Annotated in this window: 18 protein-coding genes; 12 read left to right on the forward strand and 6 right to left on the reverse strand. The window is 65.3% G+C overall.

Features of this window, described 5'->3' with window-relative positions; all coding sequences use genetic code 11:
• Positions 1 to 2 precede the first annotated feature (2 nt).
• From lepB to DIZ22_RS06925, 4 genes are all read left to right on the forward strand, one after another.
• Positions 3 to 827 (forward strand): signal peptidase I, encoded by an 825-nt coding sequence (gene lepB, locus DIZ22_RS06910; RefSeq protein WP_048937131.1) that lies wholly within the window; start codon positions 3 to 5, stop codon positions 825 to 827.
• Positions 827 to 1,507: a ribonuclease III gene (gene rnc, locus DIZ22_RS06915; protein WP_048937132.1), complete on the forward strand. Its 681-nt coding sequence runs from the start codon at positions 827 to 829 to the stop codon at positions 1,505 to 1,507. The genes lepB and rnc overlap by 1 nt, the downstream gene beginning before the upstream one ends.
• Before the next feature lie 73 nt (positions 1,508 to 1,580).
• Positions 1,581 to 2,489: a GTPase Era gene (gene era, locus DIZ22_RS06920; RefSeq protein WP_048937133.1), complete on the forward strand. Its 909-nt coding sequence runs from the start codon at positions 1,581 to 1,583 to the stop codon at positions 2,487 to 2,489.
• A gap of 53 nt (positions 2,490 to 2,542) precedes the next feature.
• Complete coding sequence (locus tag DIZ22_RS06925; protein ID WP_048937134.1) at positions 2,543 to 4,042, forward strand: AarF/UbiB family protein; 1,500 nt, start codon at positions 2,543 to 2,545, stop codon at positions 4,040 to 4,042.
• Positions 4,043 to 4,073: 31 nt separating this feature from the next.
• Here the strand turns inward: DIZ22_RS06925 and topA are convergent, their stop codons facing one another.
• From topA to DIZ22_RS06945, 4 genes are all read right to left on the reverse strand, one after another.
• Positions 4,074 to 6,656 carry a type I DNA topoisomerase gene (topA, locus tag DIZ22_RS06930; RefSeq protein ID WP_048937135.1) on the reverse strand — a complete coding sequence of 861 codons (2,583 nt, stop codon included), beginning with the start codon at positions 6,654 to 6,656 and terminating at the stop codon, positions 4,074 to 4,076.
• 115 nt (positions 6,657 to 6,771) lie between these two features.
• The gene (gene dprA, locus DIZ22_RS06935) at positions 6,772 to 7,854 is read right to left on the reverse strand and encodes a DNA-processing protein DprA (protein WP_048937136.1); all 1,083 of its coding nucleotides are present in this window, start codon (positions 7,852 to 7,854) and stop codon (positions 6,772 to 6,774) included.
• Entirely contained in the window at positions 7,851 to 8,465 is a 615-nt protein-coding gene (plsY, locus tag DIZ22_RS06940; protein ID WP_017499586.1) for a glycerol-3-phosphate 1-O-acyltransferase PlsY, read from the reverse strand. The genes dprA and plsY overlap by 4 nt, the downstream gene beginning before the upstream one ends.
• A gap of 168 nt (positions 8,466 to 8,633) precedes the next feature.
• Positions 8,634 to 9,176 carry a sugar O-acetyltransferase gene (locus DIZ22_RS06945; RefSeq protein WP_048937137.1) on the reverse strand — a complete coding sequence of 181 codons (543 nt, stop codon included), beginning with the start codon at positions 9,174 to 9,176 and terminating at the stop codon, positions 8,634 to 8,636.
• 99 nt (positions 9,177 to 9,275) lie between these two features.
• Here DIZ22_RS06945 and murI point away from each other — a divergent pair, with 99 nt between their 5' ends.
• Together murI and hemA are read left to right on the forward strand one after the other, a co-directional pair.
• The gene (gene murI / locus DIZ22_RS06950; RefSeq protein ID WP_048937138.1) at positions 9,276 to 10,079 is read left to right on the forward strand and encodes a glutamate racemase; all 804 of its coding nucleotides are present in this window, start codon (positions 9,276 to 9,278) and stop codon (positions 10,077 to 10,079) included.
• 182 nt (positions 10,080 to 10,261) lie between these two features.
• Positions 10,262 to 11,488, forward strand: coding sequence for a 5-aminolevulinate synthase (gene hemA / locus DIZ22_RS06955; RefSeq protein ID WP_010337893.1), 1,227 nt, complete (start codon positions 10,262 to 10,264; stop codon positions 11,486 to 11,488).
• A 191-nt stretch (positions 11,489 to 11,679) separates the two neighbouring features.
• Here the strand turns inward: hemA and DIZ22_RS06960 are convergent, their stop codons facing one another.
• Together DIZ22_RS06960 and DIZ22_RS06965 are read right to left on the reverse strand one after the other, a co-directional pair.
• The gene (locus DIZ22_RS06960; protein ID WP_048937139.1) at positions 11,680 to 12,324 is read right to left on the reverse strand and encodes a class I SAM-dependent methyltransferase; all 645 of its coding nucleotides are present in this window, start codon (positions 12,322 to 12,324) and stop codon (positions 11,680 to 11,682) included.
• Positions 12,321 to 13,544, reverse strand: coding sequence for a DUF3419 family protein (locus tag DIZ22_RS06965; protein WP_048937140.1), 1,224 nt, complete (start codon positions 13,542 to 13,544; stop codon positions 12,321 to 12,323). The genes DIZ22_RS06960 and DIZ22_RS06965 overlap by 4 nt, the downstream gene beginning before the upstream one ends.
• Positions 13,545 to 13,676: 132 nt before the next feature.
• Here DIZ22_RS06965 and DIZ22_RS06970 point away from each other — a divergent pair, with 132 nt between their 5' ends.
• The 6 genes from DIZ22_RS06970 to DIZ22_RS06995 all read left to right on the forward strand — a co-directional run bounded on the left by DIZ22_RS06970 (position 13,677) and on the right by DIZ22_RS06995 (position 20,314).
• Entirely contained in the window at positions 13,677 to 14,669 is a 993-nt protein-coding gene (locus tag DIZ22_RS06970) for a ligase-associated DNA damage response exonuclease (RefSeq protein ID WP_048937141.1), read from the forward strand.
• Positions 14,669 to 16,279, forward strand: a complete 1,611-nt coding sequence (locus DIZ22_RS06975) for a cisplatin damage response ATP-dependent DNA ligase (RefSeq protein ID WP_048937142.1) — start codon at positions 14,669 to 14,671, stop codon at positions 16,277 to 16,279. The genes DIZ22_RS06970 and DIZ22_RS06975 overlap by 1 nt, the downstream gene beginning before the upstream one ends.
• A 27-nt stretch (positions 16,280 to 16,306) precedes the next feature.
• A complete protein-coding gene (locus tag DIZ22_RS06980) occupies positions 16,307 to 16,654 on the forward strand; it encodes a GFA family protein (protein WP_048937143.1) in 348 nt (115 codons plus the stop codon).
• An 82-nt stretch (positions 16,655 to 16,736) separates the two neighbouring features.
• Complete coding sequence (locus tag DIZ22_RS06985) at positions 16,737 to 17,942, forward strand: saccharopine dehydrogenase family protein (protein ID WP_048937144.1); 1,206 nt, start codon at positions 16,737 to 16,739, stop codon at positions 17,940 to 17,942.
• A gap of 101 nt (positions 17,943 to 18,043) precedes the next feature.
• Positions 18,044 to 19,135, forward strand: a complete 1,092-nt coding sequence (locus DIZ22_RS06990) for an alpha/beta hydrolase (protein ID WP_048937145.1) — start codon at positions 18,044 to 18,046, stop codon at positions 19,133 to 19,135.
• 6 nt (positions 19,136 to 19,141) lie between these two features.
• Positions 19,142 to 20,314 (forward strand): carboxynorspermidine decarboxylase, encoded by a 1,173-nt coding sequence (locus DIZ22_RS06995; protein ID WP_048937146.1) that lies wholly within the window; start codon positions 19,142 to 19,144, stop codon positions 20,312 to 20,314.
• The last annotated feature ends 218 nt before the right edge of the window (positions 20,315 to 20,532 follow it).

Genomic DNA, 20,532 nt, shown 5'->3' on the forward strand with positions numbered 1-20,532 from the left:
ACATGAGCGCAAAATCGGAAACGCGGGACTTCATCTGGTTCCTCGCCAAGCTGGCGGTGTTCGTCTTCGTCCTGCGCAGCTTCATCGTCTCGCCCTTCAACATCCCTTCGGAATCGATGCAGCCGCGGCTGCTGATCGGCGACTATCTGCTGGTCGCCAAATGGCCCTATGGCTATTCGCGCTATTCGCTGCCCTTCTCGGTGCCGCTGATCCCCGGCCGCATCTTCCCCTCGACGCCGCAGCGCGGCGACGTGGTGGTGTTCAAGGCGCCGCCGAGCCAGAAGAACGACTATATCAAGCGGGTGATCGGCCTGCCGGGCGACATGATCTCGGTTCGCGGCGGCACCGTCTATCTGAATGGCCAGGCGATCCCGAAGCAGAAAGTCGCCGACCTCGTCATTCCGGTGACGCCCAACATGGAAGATGCCGCGCAGAAGGAAGGCAGCCCCTCCCCCTGCTATCGCCCCGAATTCGAACAGGCCGCGCCGGGCGGTGGCAAGCAGTGCCGCTATCCCCAGTATCGTGAGACGCTTCCGGGCGGCAAGAGCTATAACGTCCTCGACCTGGTGCCCGATGGCGCCGCCGACGACCGTGACACCGTGCTGGTGCCGCAAGGCCATCTCTTCATGATGGGCGACAATCGCGATCGCAGCGCCGACAGCCGCTTCCCGGCGGTCGAAGGCGGCGGCATCGGCCTCGTCCCCGAGGAAAATCTGGTCGGCAAGGCACTTGTTTCGGTCTTCTCGACCGACGGCAGCGCCAACTGGCTGCTGCCCTGGACCTGGTTCACCGCCGCACGCTGGAGCCGGATCGGGGAAGGCTTTTGATGGTGGCTTCGCACAGGCCTGATACCGCAGCCTGGCTGATCGCGCTGATCGGCCGCGCGCCGATCAACCCCGCCGCCTTCGAACAGGCGCTGACCCATGGCAGCGCCAAGGCGGAAAATTACGAGCGGCTGGAATTTCTGGGCGACCGCATCCTGGGGCTGCTGATCGCCGAATGGCTCTATGCCCGCTTCCCGACCGAACCGGAAGGCAAGCTGTCGCGCCGTTTCAACGCGCTGGTCTCGGGCGAAACCTGTGCGCAGGTGGCCCGCGCCGCCGGCGTGCCCACCCATCTGGTGCTGGGCAAGCAGGCGCGCGACGATGGCGCCGCCGACAGCGACAATGTGCTGGGCGACGTGATGGAGGCGCTGATCGGCGCCCTCTATCTGGAGGCCGGGCTGGACGAGGCACGCACATTGGTCCGTCGCCTGTGGGGCGACCGGGTCGACACCCAGACCGCCGCGCCGCGCCACCCCAAGTCGGCGCTGCAGGAATGGGCCGCGTCGAACAAGCGCAAGCCACCCGAATATGTGATGACGGACCGGTCGGGGCCGCACCATGCGCTGCGCTTCACCGTCACCGTCTCGATCAAGGGCGCGGGCGAGGCGAGCGCCACCGGCGGCTCCAAGCAGGAAGCCGAGACGGCCGCGGCGAAAGCCCTGCTGGAGCAATTGGCGGGCTAAGCCTGTCCCCAACATTCATTTTGGTTTAGGAAGACGTCTCCGCGCATTGGCGTGGAGCGAACGGAGCATGTGATTGACCATCGAGTTTGAAAATCAGCGCTGTGGCGTCATCGCCATCGTCGGCGCCCCCAATGCCGGCAAGTCGACGCTGGTCAATGCACTTGTCGGGCAGAAGGTGGCGATCACCAGCCCCAAGGCGCAGACCACGCGCACCCGCGTCATGGGCGTCGCGATCGAGGGCGATGCGCAGATGGTGCTGGTCGACACGCCCGGCATCTTCGCGCCGCGCCGCCGCCTCGATCGCGCGATGGTGCAGGCCGCCTGGGGCGGCGCGCAGGGCGCCGACCTGATCGTCCTGCTGGTCGATGGCAAAGCGGGCCTTGGCGCCAAGATGGAGCCGATCATCGCTGCGCTGAAGGCCCGGCCGGAACGCAAATGGCTGGTGCTCAACAAGGTCGACATCGCGGTCAAGGAGAAGCTGCTCGTCCATACCCAGCGCCTCTATGAGGAACTGGAGTTCGAGGAGACCTTCTTCGTTTCCGCCGCGACCGGCGATGGCTTGCCCGAACTCAAGACCGCCTTTGCGAACGCCATGCCCCAAGGCCCCTGGCATTTCCCCGAGGATCAGGTGTCGGATGCGACCGACCGCATGCTGGCGGCCGAAATCACCCGCGAGCAGCTTTATCACCAGCTCCACGCCGAACTGCCCTATGCCGCCGCGGTCGATACCGAGCAGTATAAGGAACGCGACGACGGTTCGGTCGAAATCCACCAGCAGATCCTGGTCGGCCGCTCCAGCCAGCGCGCGATCGTGCTGGGCAAGGGTGGCCAGCGCCTCAAGGAAATCGGGTCCAAGGCGCGCGCCGAACTGGCCAACCTCCTGGGCGTCAAGGTCCATCTCTACCTCCACGTCAAGGTGAAGGAAGACTGGGAAGAAGACCGCTTCATCTATCGCGACATCGGCCTCGACTGGGTCGACTGATCCACTTCGCTGCACAAGCGAAACATAATCGCCACCCCGGTCGTTGAGCCTTCATGCTCAAGACCATCATGGTGGCCACGCGGGATCGCGCACGACTGGCCGAGATTACCAGCGTCGCGACCCGCTTCGGCCTCGACATGCTGCTCGCCCGGCTGGGACTGGCGAAAGGCGATGACAGCGCCGCCGCCGATCCGCCCGACCTGCCCCGCCGCACCCGGCAGGCGATGGAGGCGCTCGGCCCGACCTATGTGAAGCTCGGCCAGATCCTCGCCACGCGGCAGGATCTGCTGCCCGAAGCGTGGATCGCCGAATTCGGCAAGCTGCACAGCGACGCGCCCACATTGCCCTTCGACCAGCTTCGCCCGCGCCTCGAAGCGGTGCTGGGCGAACCGGTCGAGACCGCCTTTGCCCGCTTCGATACGGCCCCGCTCGCAGCCGCCTCCATGGCACAGGTCCATCGCGCCACGCTGACCGACGGGCAGGAGGTGGTGGTCAAGATCCGCCGGCCGGGCATCCGCAAGGCGATGGAGGCGGACCTGCGCCTCATCACCCATCTGGCCGGCATCGTCGAGGCCAGCAGTCGCGAGGCGCGCCGTTTCCAGCCGCAGGCGCTGGTGCAGCAATTGCTCGATACCTTGCTGGAGGAACTGGATTTCACCCAGGAAGGTCGCAATGCCGACCGGCTGCGCGAAGACCTGGCCGACAACCCGGCCGTGGTCATTCCGGCGATCCACTGGACCTATTGCGCGGAAACCGTGCTGGTCATGGACTATATCGACGGTGTGCCGCCGCGCGACGGCGACACCTTGCGCGCTGCCGGCATCGATCCGGTCGCGATCGCCGACCTTGGCGCTGCGCTGGTGCTCGACATGGTGCTGGTCCATGGTCGCTTCCATGGCGATCCCCATCCCGGCAACCTTCTCTGCCTGCCCGGTGACCGGCTCGCCTTGCTCGACCTGGGCCTGATCGGGCATGTCAGTGCGCGGCGGCGGCAGGAATTTCTTTCCTTCATCCTCTCGCTCCGCTCCGGCGACGCGCGCACCCTGGCCGACACGCTGCTGCTCTGGTCAAAGGCCAGCGCGCCCGATCCCGGCCGGGTGCTGGACGCCGCCGAGCAACTGGTCGCGCGCCATGGCAGCGGCCCGCTGGTCCTCACCCGCATGGTCGCCGACTTCTTTCCGCTGCTGCGCAAGGAGGGGCTGGTGCTGCCGCCCGACCTCGCCCTCATCTTCAAGGCGCTGATCACGATGGACGGGGTGCTGGGCGCGATCCAGCCCGGCTTCGACCTGTCGCAGGCGCTGCAAAAGGCGCGCGGCCGGCTGGTGATGAGCCAGGTCGCGGCGGCCCATGCCCCGGAAAAGACCGTCGCGCTGCTGCTCGAACTCTCGCGCATCGCCGACGACGCCCCGCGCCTGTTGCGCGCGCTGACGCGGCGGCTGGAGGCAGACGCAACACAAGCCACGCCGTCCCCATCATACCAAGGCAGTGACTGGATCGCCGCGGCCATCCTCGCCGCCGGCGCCCTGATCGCTGCCGCACATTATTGGGGCTAACCCCGCAGCAAGCGACCAGGGCGATGGCGTATTATTCCGCCGCCGCCTTCTTCTTGGCCGGTGCCTTCTTGGCGGCGGGCTTCTTCTCCCCCGCTTCCTTCTTTGCCGCCGGCTTCTTGGCGGCCGCCTTCTTCGCCGGCGCCTTCTTGCCCTTCTTGGCCGGGGCCGCCGCCGCGCGCGCGTCGATCAGTTGGGCCGCTTCCTCCAAGGTCAGCGCGTCCTGCTCGATCGTCTTGGGCAGGGTCGCGTTGGTGGTGCCGTCAGTGACATAGGGGCCATAGCGGCCCGCCATCAGCTTGATCTCCGCCTCGGTGCGCGGATGCTTGCCCAACACCTTGAGCGGCTCGCGCGACGAACCGCCACGCCCGCCCTTGTTCGCCGCATCGGCGAGCTTGGCGACGGCCATGTTCATGCCCACCTCGAAAATCTCGGCGGTCGAGGACAGGCGGCCATATTTGCCGTCATGCAGCAGATAGGGACCGAAACGGCCGATATTGGCAACGATCGGCAGTCCGGTTTCCGGGTGCAGACCAACCTCGCGCGGCAGGCTCAGCAGCTTGATCGCCCAGTCGAGCGTCATCTCGCCATCGGGCAGATCCTTGGGGATCGACCCGCGCTTGGCCTCCTTGCCCTCGCCCATCTCGATATAGGGGCCGAAACGGCCGGACTTCTTGACGATGTCCTGCCCGGTCTCGGGATGCTGACCCAGGATTTCGGGACCGGTATCGGCGCCATCGCTGCCGCCCGGCTGGCCGAACTTGCGGGTATATTTGCACTCGGGATAGTTGGAGCAGGCAATGAACGCACCAAAACGGCCACCGCGCAGCGACAATTGGCCATCGGCGCAGAGCGGGCAGGCGCGCGGATTGCTGCCGTCCGCCTTGGGCGGGAACAGCATCGGCTCCAGGAACTTGTCCAGCTCCGCCGTGATGTCCGACGGCTTCTGCTCCATGATCTCGGCGGTCTTGGGCTTGAAGTCCTTCCAGAAGGCTTCGAGCACTTCCTGCCACTGGGCACGGCCGCCGGAAATCTCGTCCAGCTCGTCCTCAAGACCAGCGGTGAAATCATAGGAGACATAGCGCTCGAAGAAGCGCTCCAGGAAGGCCGTGACGAGACGCCCGCTTTCCTCGGCAAAGAAGCGGTTCTTCTCGACGCGGACATAGTCGCGATCCTTCAGAACCTGCAGGGTCGAGGCATAGGTCGACGGGCGACCGATGCCCAGCTCTTCCAATTTCTTGACCAGCGAGGCTTCGGAATAGCGCGGCGGCGGCTGGGTGAAATGCTGCTCGGCGCTCACCTTCTTCTTGGCCGGCGCATCGCCTTCGCTCAGGCGCGGCAGCAGCTTGCTATCATCATCCTCGGCGTCGTCGCGACCTTCCTCATAGAGGGCGAGGAAACCGGGGAAGATCACCACCTGGCCGGTGGCGCGCAGCGTATGGCTGCCGCTGCCGTCGACCATGTCGATGGTGGTGCGTTCCAGCCGGGCCGAAGCCATCTGGCTCGCCAGCGCGCGCTTGAAGATCAGGTCATAGAGGCGCGCATGATCGCCGCCGCCGACCTTGTCGCGATGGAATTCGGTCGGACGAATGGCTTCGTGCGCTTCCTGCGCATTCTTCGCCTTGGTCTGATATTGGCGCGGCTTTTCGGGCAGATAACCGCCGTCATAGCGTTCCGCGATCGCCTTGCGCGCGGCCGAGATGGCGCTGCCGTCCATCTGCACGCCATCGGTACGCATATAGGTGATCGCGCCGTCCTCGTAGAGCTGCTGCGCGATCCGCATCGTGTGGCTGGCGGAAAAGCCCAGCTTGCGCGCGGCTTCCTGCTGCAGGGTCGATGTGGTGAAGGGCGGCGGCGGATTGCGGGTGAGCGGCTTCGTCTCGACCTTGTCGACGGTGAAGCGGCCGGCCTCCACGTCCGCCTTGGCGGCCATGGCATCGCCTTCCTTGCCGATGGTCAGGCGGTCGATCTTCTCGCCCTTCCAGCGGACCAGGCGCGCGGTGAAGCCCTGCCCGCCCTGCTCCATCTCGGCCGAGATCGACCAATATTCCTGCGGCACGAAGCTTTCGATCTCGCGCTCGCGCTCCACCACCAGGCGCAGCGCGACCGACTGGACGCGGCCGGCCGACTTGGCGCCGGGCAGCTTGCGCCACAGCACCGGCGACAGGGTGAAGCCCACCAGATAGTCGAGCGCGCGGCGCGCGCGATAGGCGTCGATCAGATCCTCGTCCAGCGCGCGCGGCTTGGCCATCGCGTCCAGTACCGCCGCCTTGGTGATGGCGTTGAACGTCACCCGGTCCACCGTCTGCGGCAGCGCCTTCTTGGCGCGCAGCACTTCCTGCACATGCCAGCTGATCGCTTCCCCTTCGCGATCAGGGTCAGTCGCCAGGATCAATCGCGTGGCCTTCTTCGCCTCGTCGGCGATGGCCTTGAGCTGCTTGCCCTTGTCGCCATAATTTTCCCACGACATGGCAAAGCCATTGTCGGGATCGACCGACCCATCCTTGGGCGGCAGGTCGCGGATATGGCCGTAGCTGGCCAGGACATGGAAATCCCCGCCCAGATATTTCTCGATGGTCTTCGCCTTGGCCGGCGATTCGACAATGACAAGTTGCATTCAGGCCCCGGTTTGGAAGTCTCTCACGTATGTGCGCGAGTGTGGAAGGCGAAGACGGCGGGCGTCAAGCGTCGGCTGATGTAGGCAAGATGAGCGGGCTATGCCAGATGCTTCGTCACGACAGGCTCACCCGTCCACCCGCCTGCCGTTCCAGCCCGCCCGCCAGCTCCAGTTCCAGCAGCACCGTCTGCACGATAGCGGGCGACAGGCTGGACAGGCGGATGATCTCGTCCACCGCCACCGCGACCGGCCCCAGCAGCGCGATCACCGCGGCGCGATCGGCATCGGCGACATCGCTCGACACCGGCAGGCCGATGAAGTCGAAACTGCCCTGCCGCACCATGCGGGGATCAAGCCCGCCGACCGCCTCCAGAATGTCGTCGGCATTCTGCACCAATGTCGCGCCCTCGCGGATCAGCAGGTTGCAGCCCTGGGCGCGGGGGTCGAGCGGCGATCCCGGCACTGCCATCACCTCGCGCCCCGCCTCGGTCGCCAGCCTTGCGGTGATCAGCGACCCCGACTTGGGCGCCGCCTCCACCACGACCGTGCCCAGCGCGAGGCCGGCGATGATCCGGTTGCGCGCCGGGAAATGCCGGGCGAGCGGCTGGGTGCCGGGCGGATGCTCGGTCACCAGCAGGCCGCGCTGCGCCACATCCTCCTGCAAGGCCGCATTTTCGGGCGGGAAGCCGATGTCGATGCCGCTGGCGATCACGCCGATCGTGCTGCTGTCGATCGACCCGCGATGCGCTTCGGTATCGATGCCGCGCGCCAGGCCGGACACGACCACCGCACCGCGATCGCCCAGTTGCTGCGCCAATATCCGGGCGAAGCGGCAGGCGGCGGCCGAGGCGTTGCGCGCGCCGACCATGGCGATGCAGGGCCGCGCCGCGATCGCGGCATCGCCGCGCACGATCAGCGCCGGCGGCGCGCCCTCCATCTCGGCCAGCAGCGCGGGATAGTCGGCATCCCCCATCAGCAGATAGCGGGCGCCGATCGCGCGGGTCGCGGAAATCTCCCGCTCGATCGCGGCAGCATCGGCCACCCGCGCCTCTCCCCCACCGCGCGCGGCAAGCATGGGAATGGCGCGCAGCGCTTCAGCCGCGCTGCCGAAGCGCGCGAGCAACTGGCGGTAGCTGACGGGGCCGATCCGCGGGGATCGGATCAGGCGGAGACGGTCGAACCGCTCCTGCCCGCTCACTCGGTGGCGGCTTTCTGCTTGGAACTGCCGACCTTGGGCTCCTCGCCCTTCATCAGCCGGGCGATATTGGCACGGTGCCGCCAAAGCACGATCAGCGCGAGCGCCAGGCTGACCGGCACCAGATCGATCCGGCCAAAGGCAAACATGGCGATCGGTGCGCTGACCGCGGCCGACATGCCGCCGACCGACGACCATTTGGTGCCGAACAGCGCGCCCAGCCACACGACCGCAAAGACGATGCCGGCCGGCCAGTACATGGCCGTCACCACGCCCATCATCGTCGCCACGCCCTTGCCACCGGCAAAGCGCAGCCAGACCGGGTAGCAATGGCCGATGAACGCCATGGCGCCCGCCATCGGCCCGCCACCATCCACCAGCGCCGCGCCGATCAGCACCGCCGCCGCCCCCTTGAGCAGGTCGAGCAGCAGGGTCGCCGCCGCCAGCCCCTTGCGCCCGGTGCGCAGCACATTGGTCGCGCCGATATTCCCCGACCCGATCTGGCGCAGGTCGCCAGCGCCGGTGAAGCGCGTCAGCAGCAGGCCAAAGGGGATCGAGCCGAGCAGATAGCCCAGCACCAGGACAAAAGCGGGAAGCAGCCAGGGAGGTGTCATGAAATTCGCCGATAAAGCGTTTTCAAAGCAGGTGGAACAACTGCTGGCTCGGAAAACGCGGTACATCAAAAGACCAGAACAGGACAGCCGATGCAATCGGCCGGCCTGTTCTGATTGTTGCGCGCGACAATAGCGTGACGGGCGCGGGGAGCAATGGGCAGTATCGGTTTACCGCACCCGCGCGGGATTGCCGACCACGGTTGCACCGGCCGGCACGTCGCGCGTCACCACGCTGCCCGCACCGATCAGCGCATCGTCGCCGATCGTCACGCCGGGCAGGATGATCGCGCCGCCGCCGATCCACACATTGCGGCCGATATTGATCGGCACGCCCCATTCGATGCCGGTGGCGCGCTCGGCCGGATCGCGCGGATGATCGGCGGTCAATATCTGCACCCCGGTGCCGATCTGGGTGCCGTCGCCGATGGTCACCGGCACCACGTCCAGGATGACGCAGTTGAAGTTCAGGAACACGCCCGCGCCCAGGAAGATGTTGAAGCCATAGTCGCAGTGGAACGGCGGCCGGATCGTCGATCCCGCCCCCAGCGCGCCCAGCCGCTCGCGCAGCAATGCCTCGCGCTCGGGCGGCAGGGTCGCGTTGAAACGCTGCATCCACGCCGCTGCGGCCAGCTGGTCCGCGATGATTTCCGGGTCGCTCGCATGATAGGGCTCACCCGCGATCATCTTCTGCTTCATGCTGGGCTGGGTCATCCTGTTCTCCTTCGATCGGCCCGCGAGGTGGCAGCGACCGGCCCGTTTTGCAAGCACCGGACGTTGACACTCCCGCCCCATGCCGCGACACAGGCGCGCATGACGGTCGCACCAGACGCTCCCATCCTTTTCTTCGATTCCGGCGTGGGGGGGCTGTCCATCCTAGCCCCGGCCCGCGCCGCCTTGCCGAACGCCCCGGTCGTCTATGCCGCAGACAGCGCCGGCTTCCCCTATGGCACCAAGAGCGAGGCGGAAATCGCCGCGCGCGTGCCCGCCCTGCTCGGCCGGCTGGTGGAGCGCTATCGCCCGCGCCTCGCCGTCATCGCCTGCAACACCGCCTCGACCATCGCCCTGCTGCATGTCCGCGCCGCGCTCGACATTCCGGTGGTCGGCACCGTCCCGGCGATCAAGCCGGCGGCGCTATTGTCCAAAAGCCGGGTGTTCGGCGTGCTGGGCACCAATGCCACCGTGCGCCAGCCCTATGTCGACCGACTTGCCGCCGAACATGGCGCCGACTGCACCGTGCTGCGCCATGGCAGCGCCGCGCTGGTGCAACTGGCCGAGGCGAAGCTGCGCGGCGAAACGCTCGATCCCGCTATCGCCCGTGATGCGCTGGCGGGGCTTCTCGACCAGCCGGGCGGCGACCGGATGGACATGGTCGTCCTCGCCTGCACCCATTTTCCGCTAGTGGAACAAGAACTTGCCGCCGCCGCGCCGCATCCGATGGGCTTCGTCCATGGCGGCGAAGGAATCGCCCGGCGCATCGCCTTCCTGACCGAAGGACAGCCCTGGCCGGATGCGCCCTCGCCCGGCATCGCCGTCTTCACACGCGTCGATGACCAGGTCGAGGCGCTGCGTGACGCGCTTGCCGGCTATGGCCTTGATCGCATCGACGCGCTCTGACCCCAGGGGTAGGCCATTTGTCCAATGGCAAAGCGTTTCGATCACACTGATAGGGAATCTGCGTATCGTTGCGAGCGGTTATCGCTGGCAATGGCAGGCGCGCGCAGGTAAATGCACTCCTCAGGCAGAGGATGGCGCGACCATAGAAGAACCGGCGCGCGAGCAACGGGAAGAACGGCGTAGTGAATTACAAGCATATCTTTTCGCAGGCGATCGACCGGCTCCACAGCGAGGGCCGCTATCGCGTGTTCATCGACATCCTGCGCAACAAGGGCGCATTCCCCAACGCCCGCTGCTTCCACGGCCATAACGGCCCGAAGCCGATCACCGTCTGGTGCTCGAACGATTATCTCGCCATGGGCCAGCATCCCAAGGTGGTCGCCGCCATGGAGGAAGCGCTCCATGATGTTGGCGCTGGATCGGGCGGCACCCGCAATATCGGCGGCAACACCCATTATCATGTCGACCTGGAGGCGGAACTCGCCGATCTGCATGGCAAGGAAGCGGCCCTGCTCTTCACCTCGGGCTATGTCTCGAACGAAGCGACGCTCTCAACCCTCGCCAAGATCCTGCCGGGTTGCATCATCTTTTCGGACGAGTTGAACCACGCCTCGATGATCGCGGGCATCCGTAATTCGGGCTGCGAGAAGCGCGTCTTCCGTCACAATGATCTCGATCATTTGCGCGAACTTCTCGCCGCCGAAGATCCCGAGGCGCCCAAGCTGATCGCCTTCGAAAGCGTCTACTCGATGGACGGCGACGTCGCGCCGATCGCGGAAATCTGCGACCTGGCCGACGAGTTCAACGCCCTCACCTATCTCGACGAAGTCCATGCGGTGGGCATGTATGGCGCGCGCGGCGGCGGCATTTCGGAGCGCGACGATGTCGCCCATCGCCTGACCATCATCGAAGGCACGCTGGGCAAGGCCTTCGGCGTGATGGGCGGCTATATCGCCGCCGATCAGATGATCGTCGACGTAATCCGCAGCTATGCGCCTGGCTTCATCTTCACCACCTCGCTCTCGCCCGTGCTGGTCGCCGGCGTGCTCGCGAGCGTGCGGCACCTGAAGGGCTCCAGCGCCGAGCGCGAAGGCCAGCAGGCATCCGCCGCCAAGCTCAAACAGTTGATGCGCGACGCCGGCCTGCCGGTGATGAACTCGGTCACCCATATCGTACCGCTGATGGTGGGCGATCCGGTCAAGGCCAAGCGGATCAGCGACATCCTTCTCGCCGAATATGGCGCCTATGTGCAGCCGATCAACTATCCCACCGTGCCGCGCGGCACGGAGCGACTGCGCTTCACCCCCGGCCCGGCCCATAATGAAGAGATGATGCGCGACCTGGTGTCGGCACTGGTCGAAATCTGGGACCGGCTGGAACTGGAACTGCTGGAGCGCCAGGCCGCCTGACCGGACAGGAACGGGGCGGCCGATCGCAGCGCCGCCCTGTCCTATCCGCGCAAAAGCCGCTATGACGCGCCAAGTCGGGACCATCCGCCCCGACGCCCGTTCCGCAACAAGATTTCCTACATTGGATATCAAATGTCACAATGTGCGGGAAATATGCGAAGTTAAGCGCGCCCTCTCCTACAAATCCAACATCAGACCCGGATCAGCCCGCCCCTGACCGCATAGCCGCGATAGAGCGTCCGGACATGGGGAAAGCCGCCCATATCCTGCGCAAGTCGGTTGATCGCGCCGTTGAGTTCGCGTCGAGGCGAGACGTGGAATCGCTCCAGCCAGCCGAACAGCGCCCGTTTCCAGAGCGCTGGCAATTCCTCCTGCTGACCGAAATCCACGATCTCCAGCTTGCCGCCCGGCGCCACGCAGCGCGCCGCCTGGACCAGCGCCATTTCCCATTCGGGGATCATCGACAGCGCATAGCTGATGAACACCCGCTCAAAGCTCGCCCGGCCGAACAGCGCCTGCGGATCAAAGCCGCAGGCATCGCCCTGCGCCAATGTCACCCGGTCCGCCATGCCCGCCCTGACGACCGAGGCGCGCGCCGTGTCCAGCATCGCATCGCTGATATCGACACCATAGAGCCGCGCCCTGGGCCAGGCCTTGCCCACCGCAATCAGGTTGCGGCCGGTGCCGCAGCCAATCTCCAGCACCGCGCCGCCGGCGGGCGGATCGAGATCGGCGATCAACCCGTCGCGGCCGAGCAGATAATATTTGCGGGTCAGGTCATAAATGTGCCGCTGGTAGCGATAGACCCCGTCCATCAGCTGCCCATGACCACTCATGCGTCGGTGCCCTTCAGCACATAGAGATGCACGCCGCCATAGATGGCCGACCGGTCGCGCGCGGTATAGTCGCGCGAGGCGTCGGCCCGATAATCCCAATGGGCCAGCACATCGTCAGCGACCCGGCCGGGCAGGATGCTCGGTTCGCCCGCGGTGCGGAACAGCACGCGGGCGCCCGGCTTGGCCGTCCGCGTGATCTGCGCCCAGAGCGCATTCAGCTGCTCGTCATCCATCCAGTCCTGCGCATCGAGCAGGATATAGCGGTCGCACGATCCCGCCGGCTGGCTGGCGAGGAAGTCGGTGAAGTTGATATGCCGGACATCAACCCGCTCTGCCCGGTCGCGCACCGCACGATGATTGGCCGCCTGCAGATAGGGCGGCAACGGCCCCTCACCACCTGCATAGCCCCGCCCAAAAGCCTGCACGGCGAAATAATTGTCCTTGAGATCGAAGTCGCAGGCCAGTTTCTTCAGCCGCGCTTTCAGCACATTGTCCATCCGGTCGTCGCCGGCCAGCGCCTCGAACTGCGCGGGCGGGATGCCGAGGCCGAACAGCGAGGCGGGCTGGCTGGTCAGCCAGCGGACAAAGCCCTTGTCGAAGATCGGCGCCAGTTCGCGCTCGAAGATCGCCAGTTGCTCCTCGCGGCTCTGCGCATCCAGCATCCGCTTAGGGTTCACGCCATGCAGCCGCGCGAGCAGATGCGCCGCGCCGATGAAACGGCCAAGCAGGCCATGCCTGTAGATGCCCCGCGCAAAGCCACCGATACGGCGGCGACCGGTCATGTCGCGACCTTCCCAATAACGACGGGTCGCCTCATCCAGGCGCGGCGCCACGATCTCGCGATAGACCGCGATATTTGCCTTGTCGTCCGCCCGCGCGAAGAAGCGGTGGAAGGCGGCATGATCCGGCAGCGTCTGTGCTGCCATCAGCTTCAGCCGGTTGAGCGCGATATGGGCGGTATTGAGGTCGACTGCCGTGATCTTCGCCGGATCGGCGGTCAGATAGGAGAGGACATTGCAGCCGCCCGACGCGATCGTCACCACATGACTGTCGGGCGTGATCGCCAGCGCTTCCATGTCGACCGCCGGGTCTTCCCATATCTGGGCATAGACCAGGCCGCGGAAGGCGAAGGTGAAGGCGCGTTCCAGCAGCCCCTGCTTCGACAGATGGCGGTGACGATGCACCGCGTTGGTGACTTTCTTGTGGGCCGATGCGGCCATGGGCGCACTCCTCGCTGCCGGGTCGTTCGGTCGGCCGATAGGGCAGGCGCGTGTCGTGCGCATGACCGCTGGGTTACGCCATGATGACGGCCCTTGCGGAACCGGGACCGCCTTTCCCATCTTCTGCATCTGATGGCGCACTGGATCGAACCCCACCCCACCGGCATCTATGTCCGCCCCGCCGATGCGTGGATCGACCCGTCGCAGCCGCAGGAACGGGCGCTTGTCACCCATGGCCATGCCGACCATGCGCGCGGCGGCCATGGCCATGTCTGGGCCACACGGGAAACGCTGGCGATCATGGCACTGCGCTATGGCACGGCCAGCGGCACGGCGGTGGGCTATGGCGAGGAGATCAGACTGGGCGGCGTCACCATCCGCTATGTCCCCGCCGGCCATGTGCTGGGATCGGCGCAGATCATCCTGGATCATGCCGGCGAGCGGGTGGTGGTGACCGGCGACTATAAACGCCGCCCCGACCCGACCTGCCTGCCGTTCGAGCCGGTGCCCTGCGACATCTTCGTGACCGAGGCGACCTTCGGCCTACCCGTCTTCCGTCATCCCGACACCGGCAGCGAGATGGACCGGCTGCTCCATACGCTCCATGCCAATCCCGATCGCTGCGTGCTGGTCGGCGCCTATGCGCTGGGCAAGGCGCAGCGGGTGATCTGCGAGTTGCGGGCGCGCGGCCATCATGACCCCATCTATATCCATGGCGCGCTCGAACGCATGTGCGCGCTCTACCAGGATTTCGGCGTCGACATGGGGAAGTTGCGCGGCGCGACTGGCGTGGCGGCCAAGGATATGCGCGGCGCAATCGTGCTGGCGCCGCCCTCCGCGCTCAACGATCGCTGGAGCCGCCGCCTGCCCGACCCGATTGCCGCCATGGCGTCAGGCTGGATGCGGGTGCGCCAGCGCGCCCGTCAACGCAATGTCGAACTGCCTTTGGTCATTTCCGACCATGCCGACTGGGATGAACTGACCGACACCATCCGCGAAGTCGCGCCCAGCGAGACCTGGATCACCCATGGGCGCGAGGAAGCCCTGCTCCACTGGTGCATGACCCACCAATATCGCGCCCGCGCGCTCGCGCTGGTGGGCCGCGAGGATGAGGAGGAAGGGTGATGCGGGCCTTTTCCCAACTGCTCGACGGCCTCGTCTATACCCGCTCGCGCAACGGCAAGCTGGCGCTGATCGCCGCCTATATGCGCGAAGCGCCCGATCCCGACCGGGGCTGGGCGTTGGCGGCGCTGACCGGCAATCTCGACCTCAAGGCGGTGAAGGCATCGGCCATCGGCGAGATGATCCGCGCCCGGACCGATCCCATCCTGTTCGAGATGAGCCGCGACTATGTCGGCGACCTGGCCGAAACCGTCGCCCTGCTCTGGCCCCGCCCCGGCAATGAACCGACCGAACTGAACGACGGCTCGCTCAGCCTGTCCGGCGTCATCGACCGGCTGCACAATGTCAGCCGCGCCGCCGCACCGGATGCGCTGGCGCAGATGATGGACCATCTCGACGCATCGGGCCGCTTCGCCCTGCTGAAACTGGCCACTGGCGGCCTGCGGGTGGGCATTTCCGCCCGCCTCGCCAAGACCGGCTTTGCCCAGGCCTTCGGCCTCGACGTCGACGATGTCGAACAGGTCTGGCACGCCCTCGCCCCGCCCTATGCCGCCCTGTTCGACTGGGCCGAAGGCCGCAGTGCCCGTCCCGACCCGGAGGGCACGCCCTATTTCCGCCCCTTCATGCTCGCCCATCCGCTGGAAGCCGACAGCGTCGACCTTGCCGACTATGCCGCCGAATGGAAATGGGACGGCATCCGCATCCAGATCGTCGGCACCGGCCCAAAAAATGGAGGCGAGACGCGCCTCTACAGCCGCGCGGGCGACGACATCACGGGCAGCTTCCCCGAGATCGCGCAGGCCTTCACCGGTCACGCCGTGCTGGACGGCGAATTGCTGGTGAAGGGGGAATTTCAGGGCGCCAAAGAACATGGAGGCGCTGCGGCCAGCTTCAACGCCCTGCAACAACGGCTCGGCCGCAAGGCAGTGAGCGCCAAGATGATGGCCGACTACCCCGCCTTCGTCCGCCTTTATGACCTGTTGATCGAGGGAGACGAGGACCTGCGCGCCCTGCCCTGGACGCAGCGCCGCGCGCGCCTCGAAGCCTATATGGCGCAACTATCCCCCGACCATTTCGACCTGTCCGCCGTCATCGACGCGCCCGATTTCCAGGCGCTCGCCGACATCCGCGCCGGCGCCCGTGATGCCGCGATCGAGGGGGTCATGCTCAAGCGCCGTGACAGTCCCTATGTCGCCGGGCGCAAGGCCGCGCTCTGGTACAAATGGAAGCGCGATCCGCTGACCGCCGACTGTGTCATGATGTATGCCCAGCGCGGCCACGGCAAACGCTCCTCCTTCTATTCCGACTATACGTTCGGCTGCTGGACGGCGGATGGCGAATTGCTGCCGGTGGGCAAGGCCTATAGCGGGTTCACCGACGAGGAACTCAAATGGCTCGACCGCTTTGTCCGGGGCAATACAGTGAACCGCTTCGGCCCGGTCCGCGAAGTCGAAAAGACGCTGGTGCTGGAGGTCGCGTTTGACTCCATCCACGACAGCAAGCGCCACAAGTCCGGCCTCGCCATGCGCTTCCCCCGCATCGCCCGCATCCGCAAGGACAAGCCGGCAGCGGAGGCGGATACAGTCGAGGGATTGAAGCGTCTGGTCAGCTGAAGCATAAGGACCAGAAGGAGAACGAGGATGGCCTATAGCGGAAGCTGCCATTGCGGCGCCGTCACCTTCACAGTCGATGCCGATCCGCCCAGCGAGGCGATGAGCTGCAACTGCTCGCATTGCGGCCGCAAGGGCTTCATCCTGACCTTCGTTCCGGTCGACCAGTTCCGCCTCGACAGCGGCGCCGAGCAACTGACCGACTATCTCTTCTACAAGCACGCCATCACGCATCAATTCTGCAAGACCTGCGGGACGGAAGCCTTCGCGCTCGGCAAGTCGCCCCAGGGTGAAATGCGCGCGATCAACCTGCGATGCGTGCCCGCGATCGATATTGAAGCACTGACCATCCAGAAGATCGACGGGGCCAGCTTCTAACTCTGACTTTGCTCTGTCACGCGACGCCCCTATATGGGCGCTTTCGCGCGTCCGGCGCGACCACAGTTATGGAGCAGTTGAATTGAGCAAGGTTCTGGTCATCGGCGCAGGCGGCGTCGGGTCTGTCGCGGTCCACAAGATGGCGATGAACCCTGATATTTTCAGCCACATCACGCTGGCCAGCCGCCGCCTCATCAGCTGCGAGAAGGTCGCCGAATCGGTGAAGAAGCTGGTCGGCGTGGATATCGACGTGGCCCAGGTCGACGCCGACAATGTCGAAGAGACCATCGCCCTCATCCAGAAGGTCCAGCCCAAGCTGGTCGTGAACCTGGCGCTGCCCTATCAGGATCTGGCGATCATGGACGCGTGCCTCGCGACCAAGACCGACTATCTCGACACCGCCAATTACGAGCCGCGCGACACCGCCAAGTTCGAATATAGCTGGCAGTGGGCCTATCAGGAACGCTTCAAGGAAGCCGGCATCATGGCGCTGCTGGGTTCGGGCTTCGATCCGGGCGTCACCAGCGTCTTCGCCAGCTATATCAAGAAGCATCTGCTCGACACGATCGACACGCTCGACATTCTCGACTGCAATGGCGGCGACCATGGCCAGCATTTCGCCACCAACTTCAATCCGGAAATCAACATCCGCGAAGTGACCGCCCCGTCGCGTCACTGGCTGAACGGCGAATGGGTCGAAGGCCCTGCGCTCAGCCACAAGCAGGTGTTCGACTTCGATCAGGTCGGCGAAAAGAACATGTACCTCATGTATCATGAGGAACTGGAAAGCCTCGCCACCCACTATCCCGAAATCAAGCGCATCCGCTTCTGGATGACCTTCGGCGACGCCTATCTCAAGCATCTCGAAGTGCTGCAGAATGTCGGCATGACCCGGATCGATCCGGTCATCTATAATGGCCAGGAAATCATTCCGCTCCAGTTCCTGAAAGCCGTTCTGCCCGAACCGTCGAGCCTGGGTTCGACCACCAAGGGCAAGACCAATATCGGCGACATCGCGACCGGCCAGAAGGATGGTCAGGAAAAGACCGTCTATATCTATCAGGTCTGCGACCATGAGGACGCCTATGCCGAAACCGGCAACCAGGCGGTCAGCTACACCACCGGCGTGCCGGCGATGATCGGCGCCGCCATGATGCTGACCGGCACCTGGAAGGGTGAAGGTGTGTTCAACATCGAGCAGTTCGATCCCGATCCCTTCATGGATATGCTGAACAAGCATGGCCTGCCCTGGCAGGTGAAGGAACTGGACGCGCCGCTGGCCTTCTAAGCGACACGCGATATCACATGCCGCTCCACTCATTGGACCTCGTGTTCATAGGAGCGGGGCGGCATGTTGATCCGTGACAGCGGGATGATGGAGGGGATGGAATGCGAAAGCTGACAAGCGCCATTCTGGCGCTTTCTCTTTTTGGAGCGCCGGTTTCTGCGCAGCAGCCCGCCGATCCCTACGCCCCGGCCAAGGCCATCGTCGCCGACGTCAACCGCATCGTGACGCCGAACGGCGTGCAGGAAAATCTGGTCGTGACCTTGGGTGGCGCGCGGCAGGCGATCAATGTGCGCGGCGCCGACCGGGCCAACCCGATCCTCCTATACGTCCATGGCGGCCCCGGCGCGGTGGAAATGCCCTTCGCCTGGTCGTTCCAGCGGCCATGGGAGGATTTCTTCACCGTCGTCCAGTGGGACCAGCGCGGCGCGGGCAAAAGCTATGCGCTGAACGATCCCAAGGCGATCGCGCCGACCATGACGCTGGATCGCTATCGTGACGACGCGATCGAACTGATCGACTATCTCAAGGCCCGCTATGGCAAGCGCAAGGTCTTCCTGCTCGGCCATAGCTGGGGCTCCGCCGTCGGCCTCTCGGTAGCGATCAAGCGGCCCGACCTGCTCTATGCCTATGTCGGCATGGGCCAGGCGATCGACTTCCGCGCCGGCGAACGCATGGGCATGGACTGGACCATCGCGCAGGCCAGGAAGGCCGGCAACACCGATGCCGTAAAGGCGATCGAGGCGCTTGCCCCCTATCCTGACAGCGGCCCCTTCACGATCGATAAGGCCGATGGCTGGCGCCGCCATGCCATTCCCTATGGCTCGCTGATGGCCGACCGGCCCGACCCGACGCTCTATTTCCAGACGCCGCGCCTGTCGCCCGACTACACACCCGAAGACCGAAAAGCCTGGGGCGTGGGCAGCGAATTTTCGACCATCACCCTGTGGCCACGCGTCGCCGATGTCAGCTTCGCCAAGGTCCGCGAAATGAAGCTGCCGGTCATCATGCTGCTCGGCCGCATCGACTATACCGTGCCTTCGCCGCTCGCCGCGCAGTGGATGGACCGGTTGAAAGCCCCCGCCAAGAAGACCATCTGGTTCGAGCATTCGGCCCATATGCCGATGGTCGAGGAACCCGGCCTGGTCCTCAAGGCCCTGATCAACGATGTCCGCCCGCTGGCGGATCAGGAGTAATATTTCATGGAAACCAAGGCTGGCGATCCCGCCGCTTTCGCCCATTTCGACCTGTACCGCGTCCCCTCGCCCGCCTTCGTCGTCGATGAAGCGGCGGTGCGACGGAACCTGTCGGTGCTGCGCGATATCGGCGACCGCGCCGGGATCAAGGTTCTGGGCGCGCTCAAGGCCTTTTCCATGTGGTCGCTGGGCGGCGTGCTGGGCGAATATCTCGACGGCGTCTGCGCCTCGGGCATCTATGAAGCGCGCCTAGGCCGCGAGGAATATCAGGGCGAGGTCGCGACCTATTGCGCTGCCTACAAGCCTGACGATCTGGCCGAAATCCTCAAGATTTCCGACCACGTGATCTTCAACAGCCCCGGCCAGATCGCCCGCATGAAGCCGGTGATCGATGCCGCCCGCGCGGAAGGCCGCATCTTCGACATCGGTCTGCGCATCAACCCCCTCCACCCGGAGGGCGAGGTGCCCAAATATGACCCCTCGCAGCCGCACAGCCGCCTGGGCTTCCCGGTCAATCAGTTGCGCGCAGAGCATCTGGACGGGGTGGACGGCCTCCACGTCCACAATCTGTGCGAACAGGATTTCCTGCCGCTCCAGCGCACCTGGGCGGCAATCGAGCCGTTCGTCATGCCCCATGTCGCCGGCCTCAAATGGCTGAACTTCGGCGGTGGCCACCATGTCACCCGCGCCGACTACCAGATCGACGAGCTGATCGCCTTCCTTCAGGCGATCAAGGCGCAGACGGGCCTTGAACTCTATATCGAACCCGGCGAAGCGATGGCGCTCGATGCCGGCATCCTGGTCGGCGAGATCCTGGACGTGATCGACAATGGCATGCCCGTCGCGATCACCGACATCAGCGCCACCTGCCACATGCCCGACGTGATCGAGGCGCCCTATCGCCCCGCCATGCTGCATGAGCAGGACGAAGGCCCGGTCACGCGCCTGGGCGGTCCATCCTGCCTGGCGGGCGATATCATCGGCGATTATCGGGTGCCCGGCGGCGCCGAACCGGGTGCGCGCATCGCCTTCCTGGACCAGGCCCATTATTCGATGGTGAAGACCAACACCTTCAACGGCGTGCCCCTGCCCGCCATCTGGCTGTGGAATTCCAAGAGCGATGAACTCCGGGAAATCCGCAGCTTTTCCTATGCGGATTTCAAGGGCCGGCTGTCCTGATTCCACTCCCGATTCTACCCGGCCGGGCGTGTGAATTTCCACGTTAATTCCGTGGAAACTATCTTTCGTCCGGCCGAAATATCCTGCCTTTTCAACAACCCATCCAGCATGACGCACGTTTCATAGCGGGCTGCGCAACAAAATTTTCATATGCGCTTTACAGGGGGGACCCCACCGCATATATCGGCCGCTCGCTGCCCCATGGGACTTCCACCGCA

This window comes from Sphingobium sp. LF-16 (genome assembly GCF_003711185.1).
Lineage (GTDB): Bacteria > Pseudomonadota > Alphaproteobacteria > Sphingomonadales > Sphingomonadaceae > Sphingobium > Sphingobium yanoikuyae_A.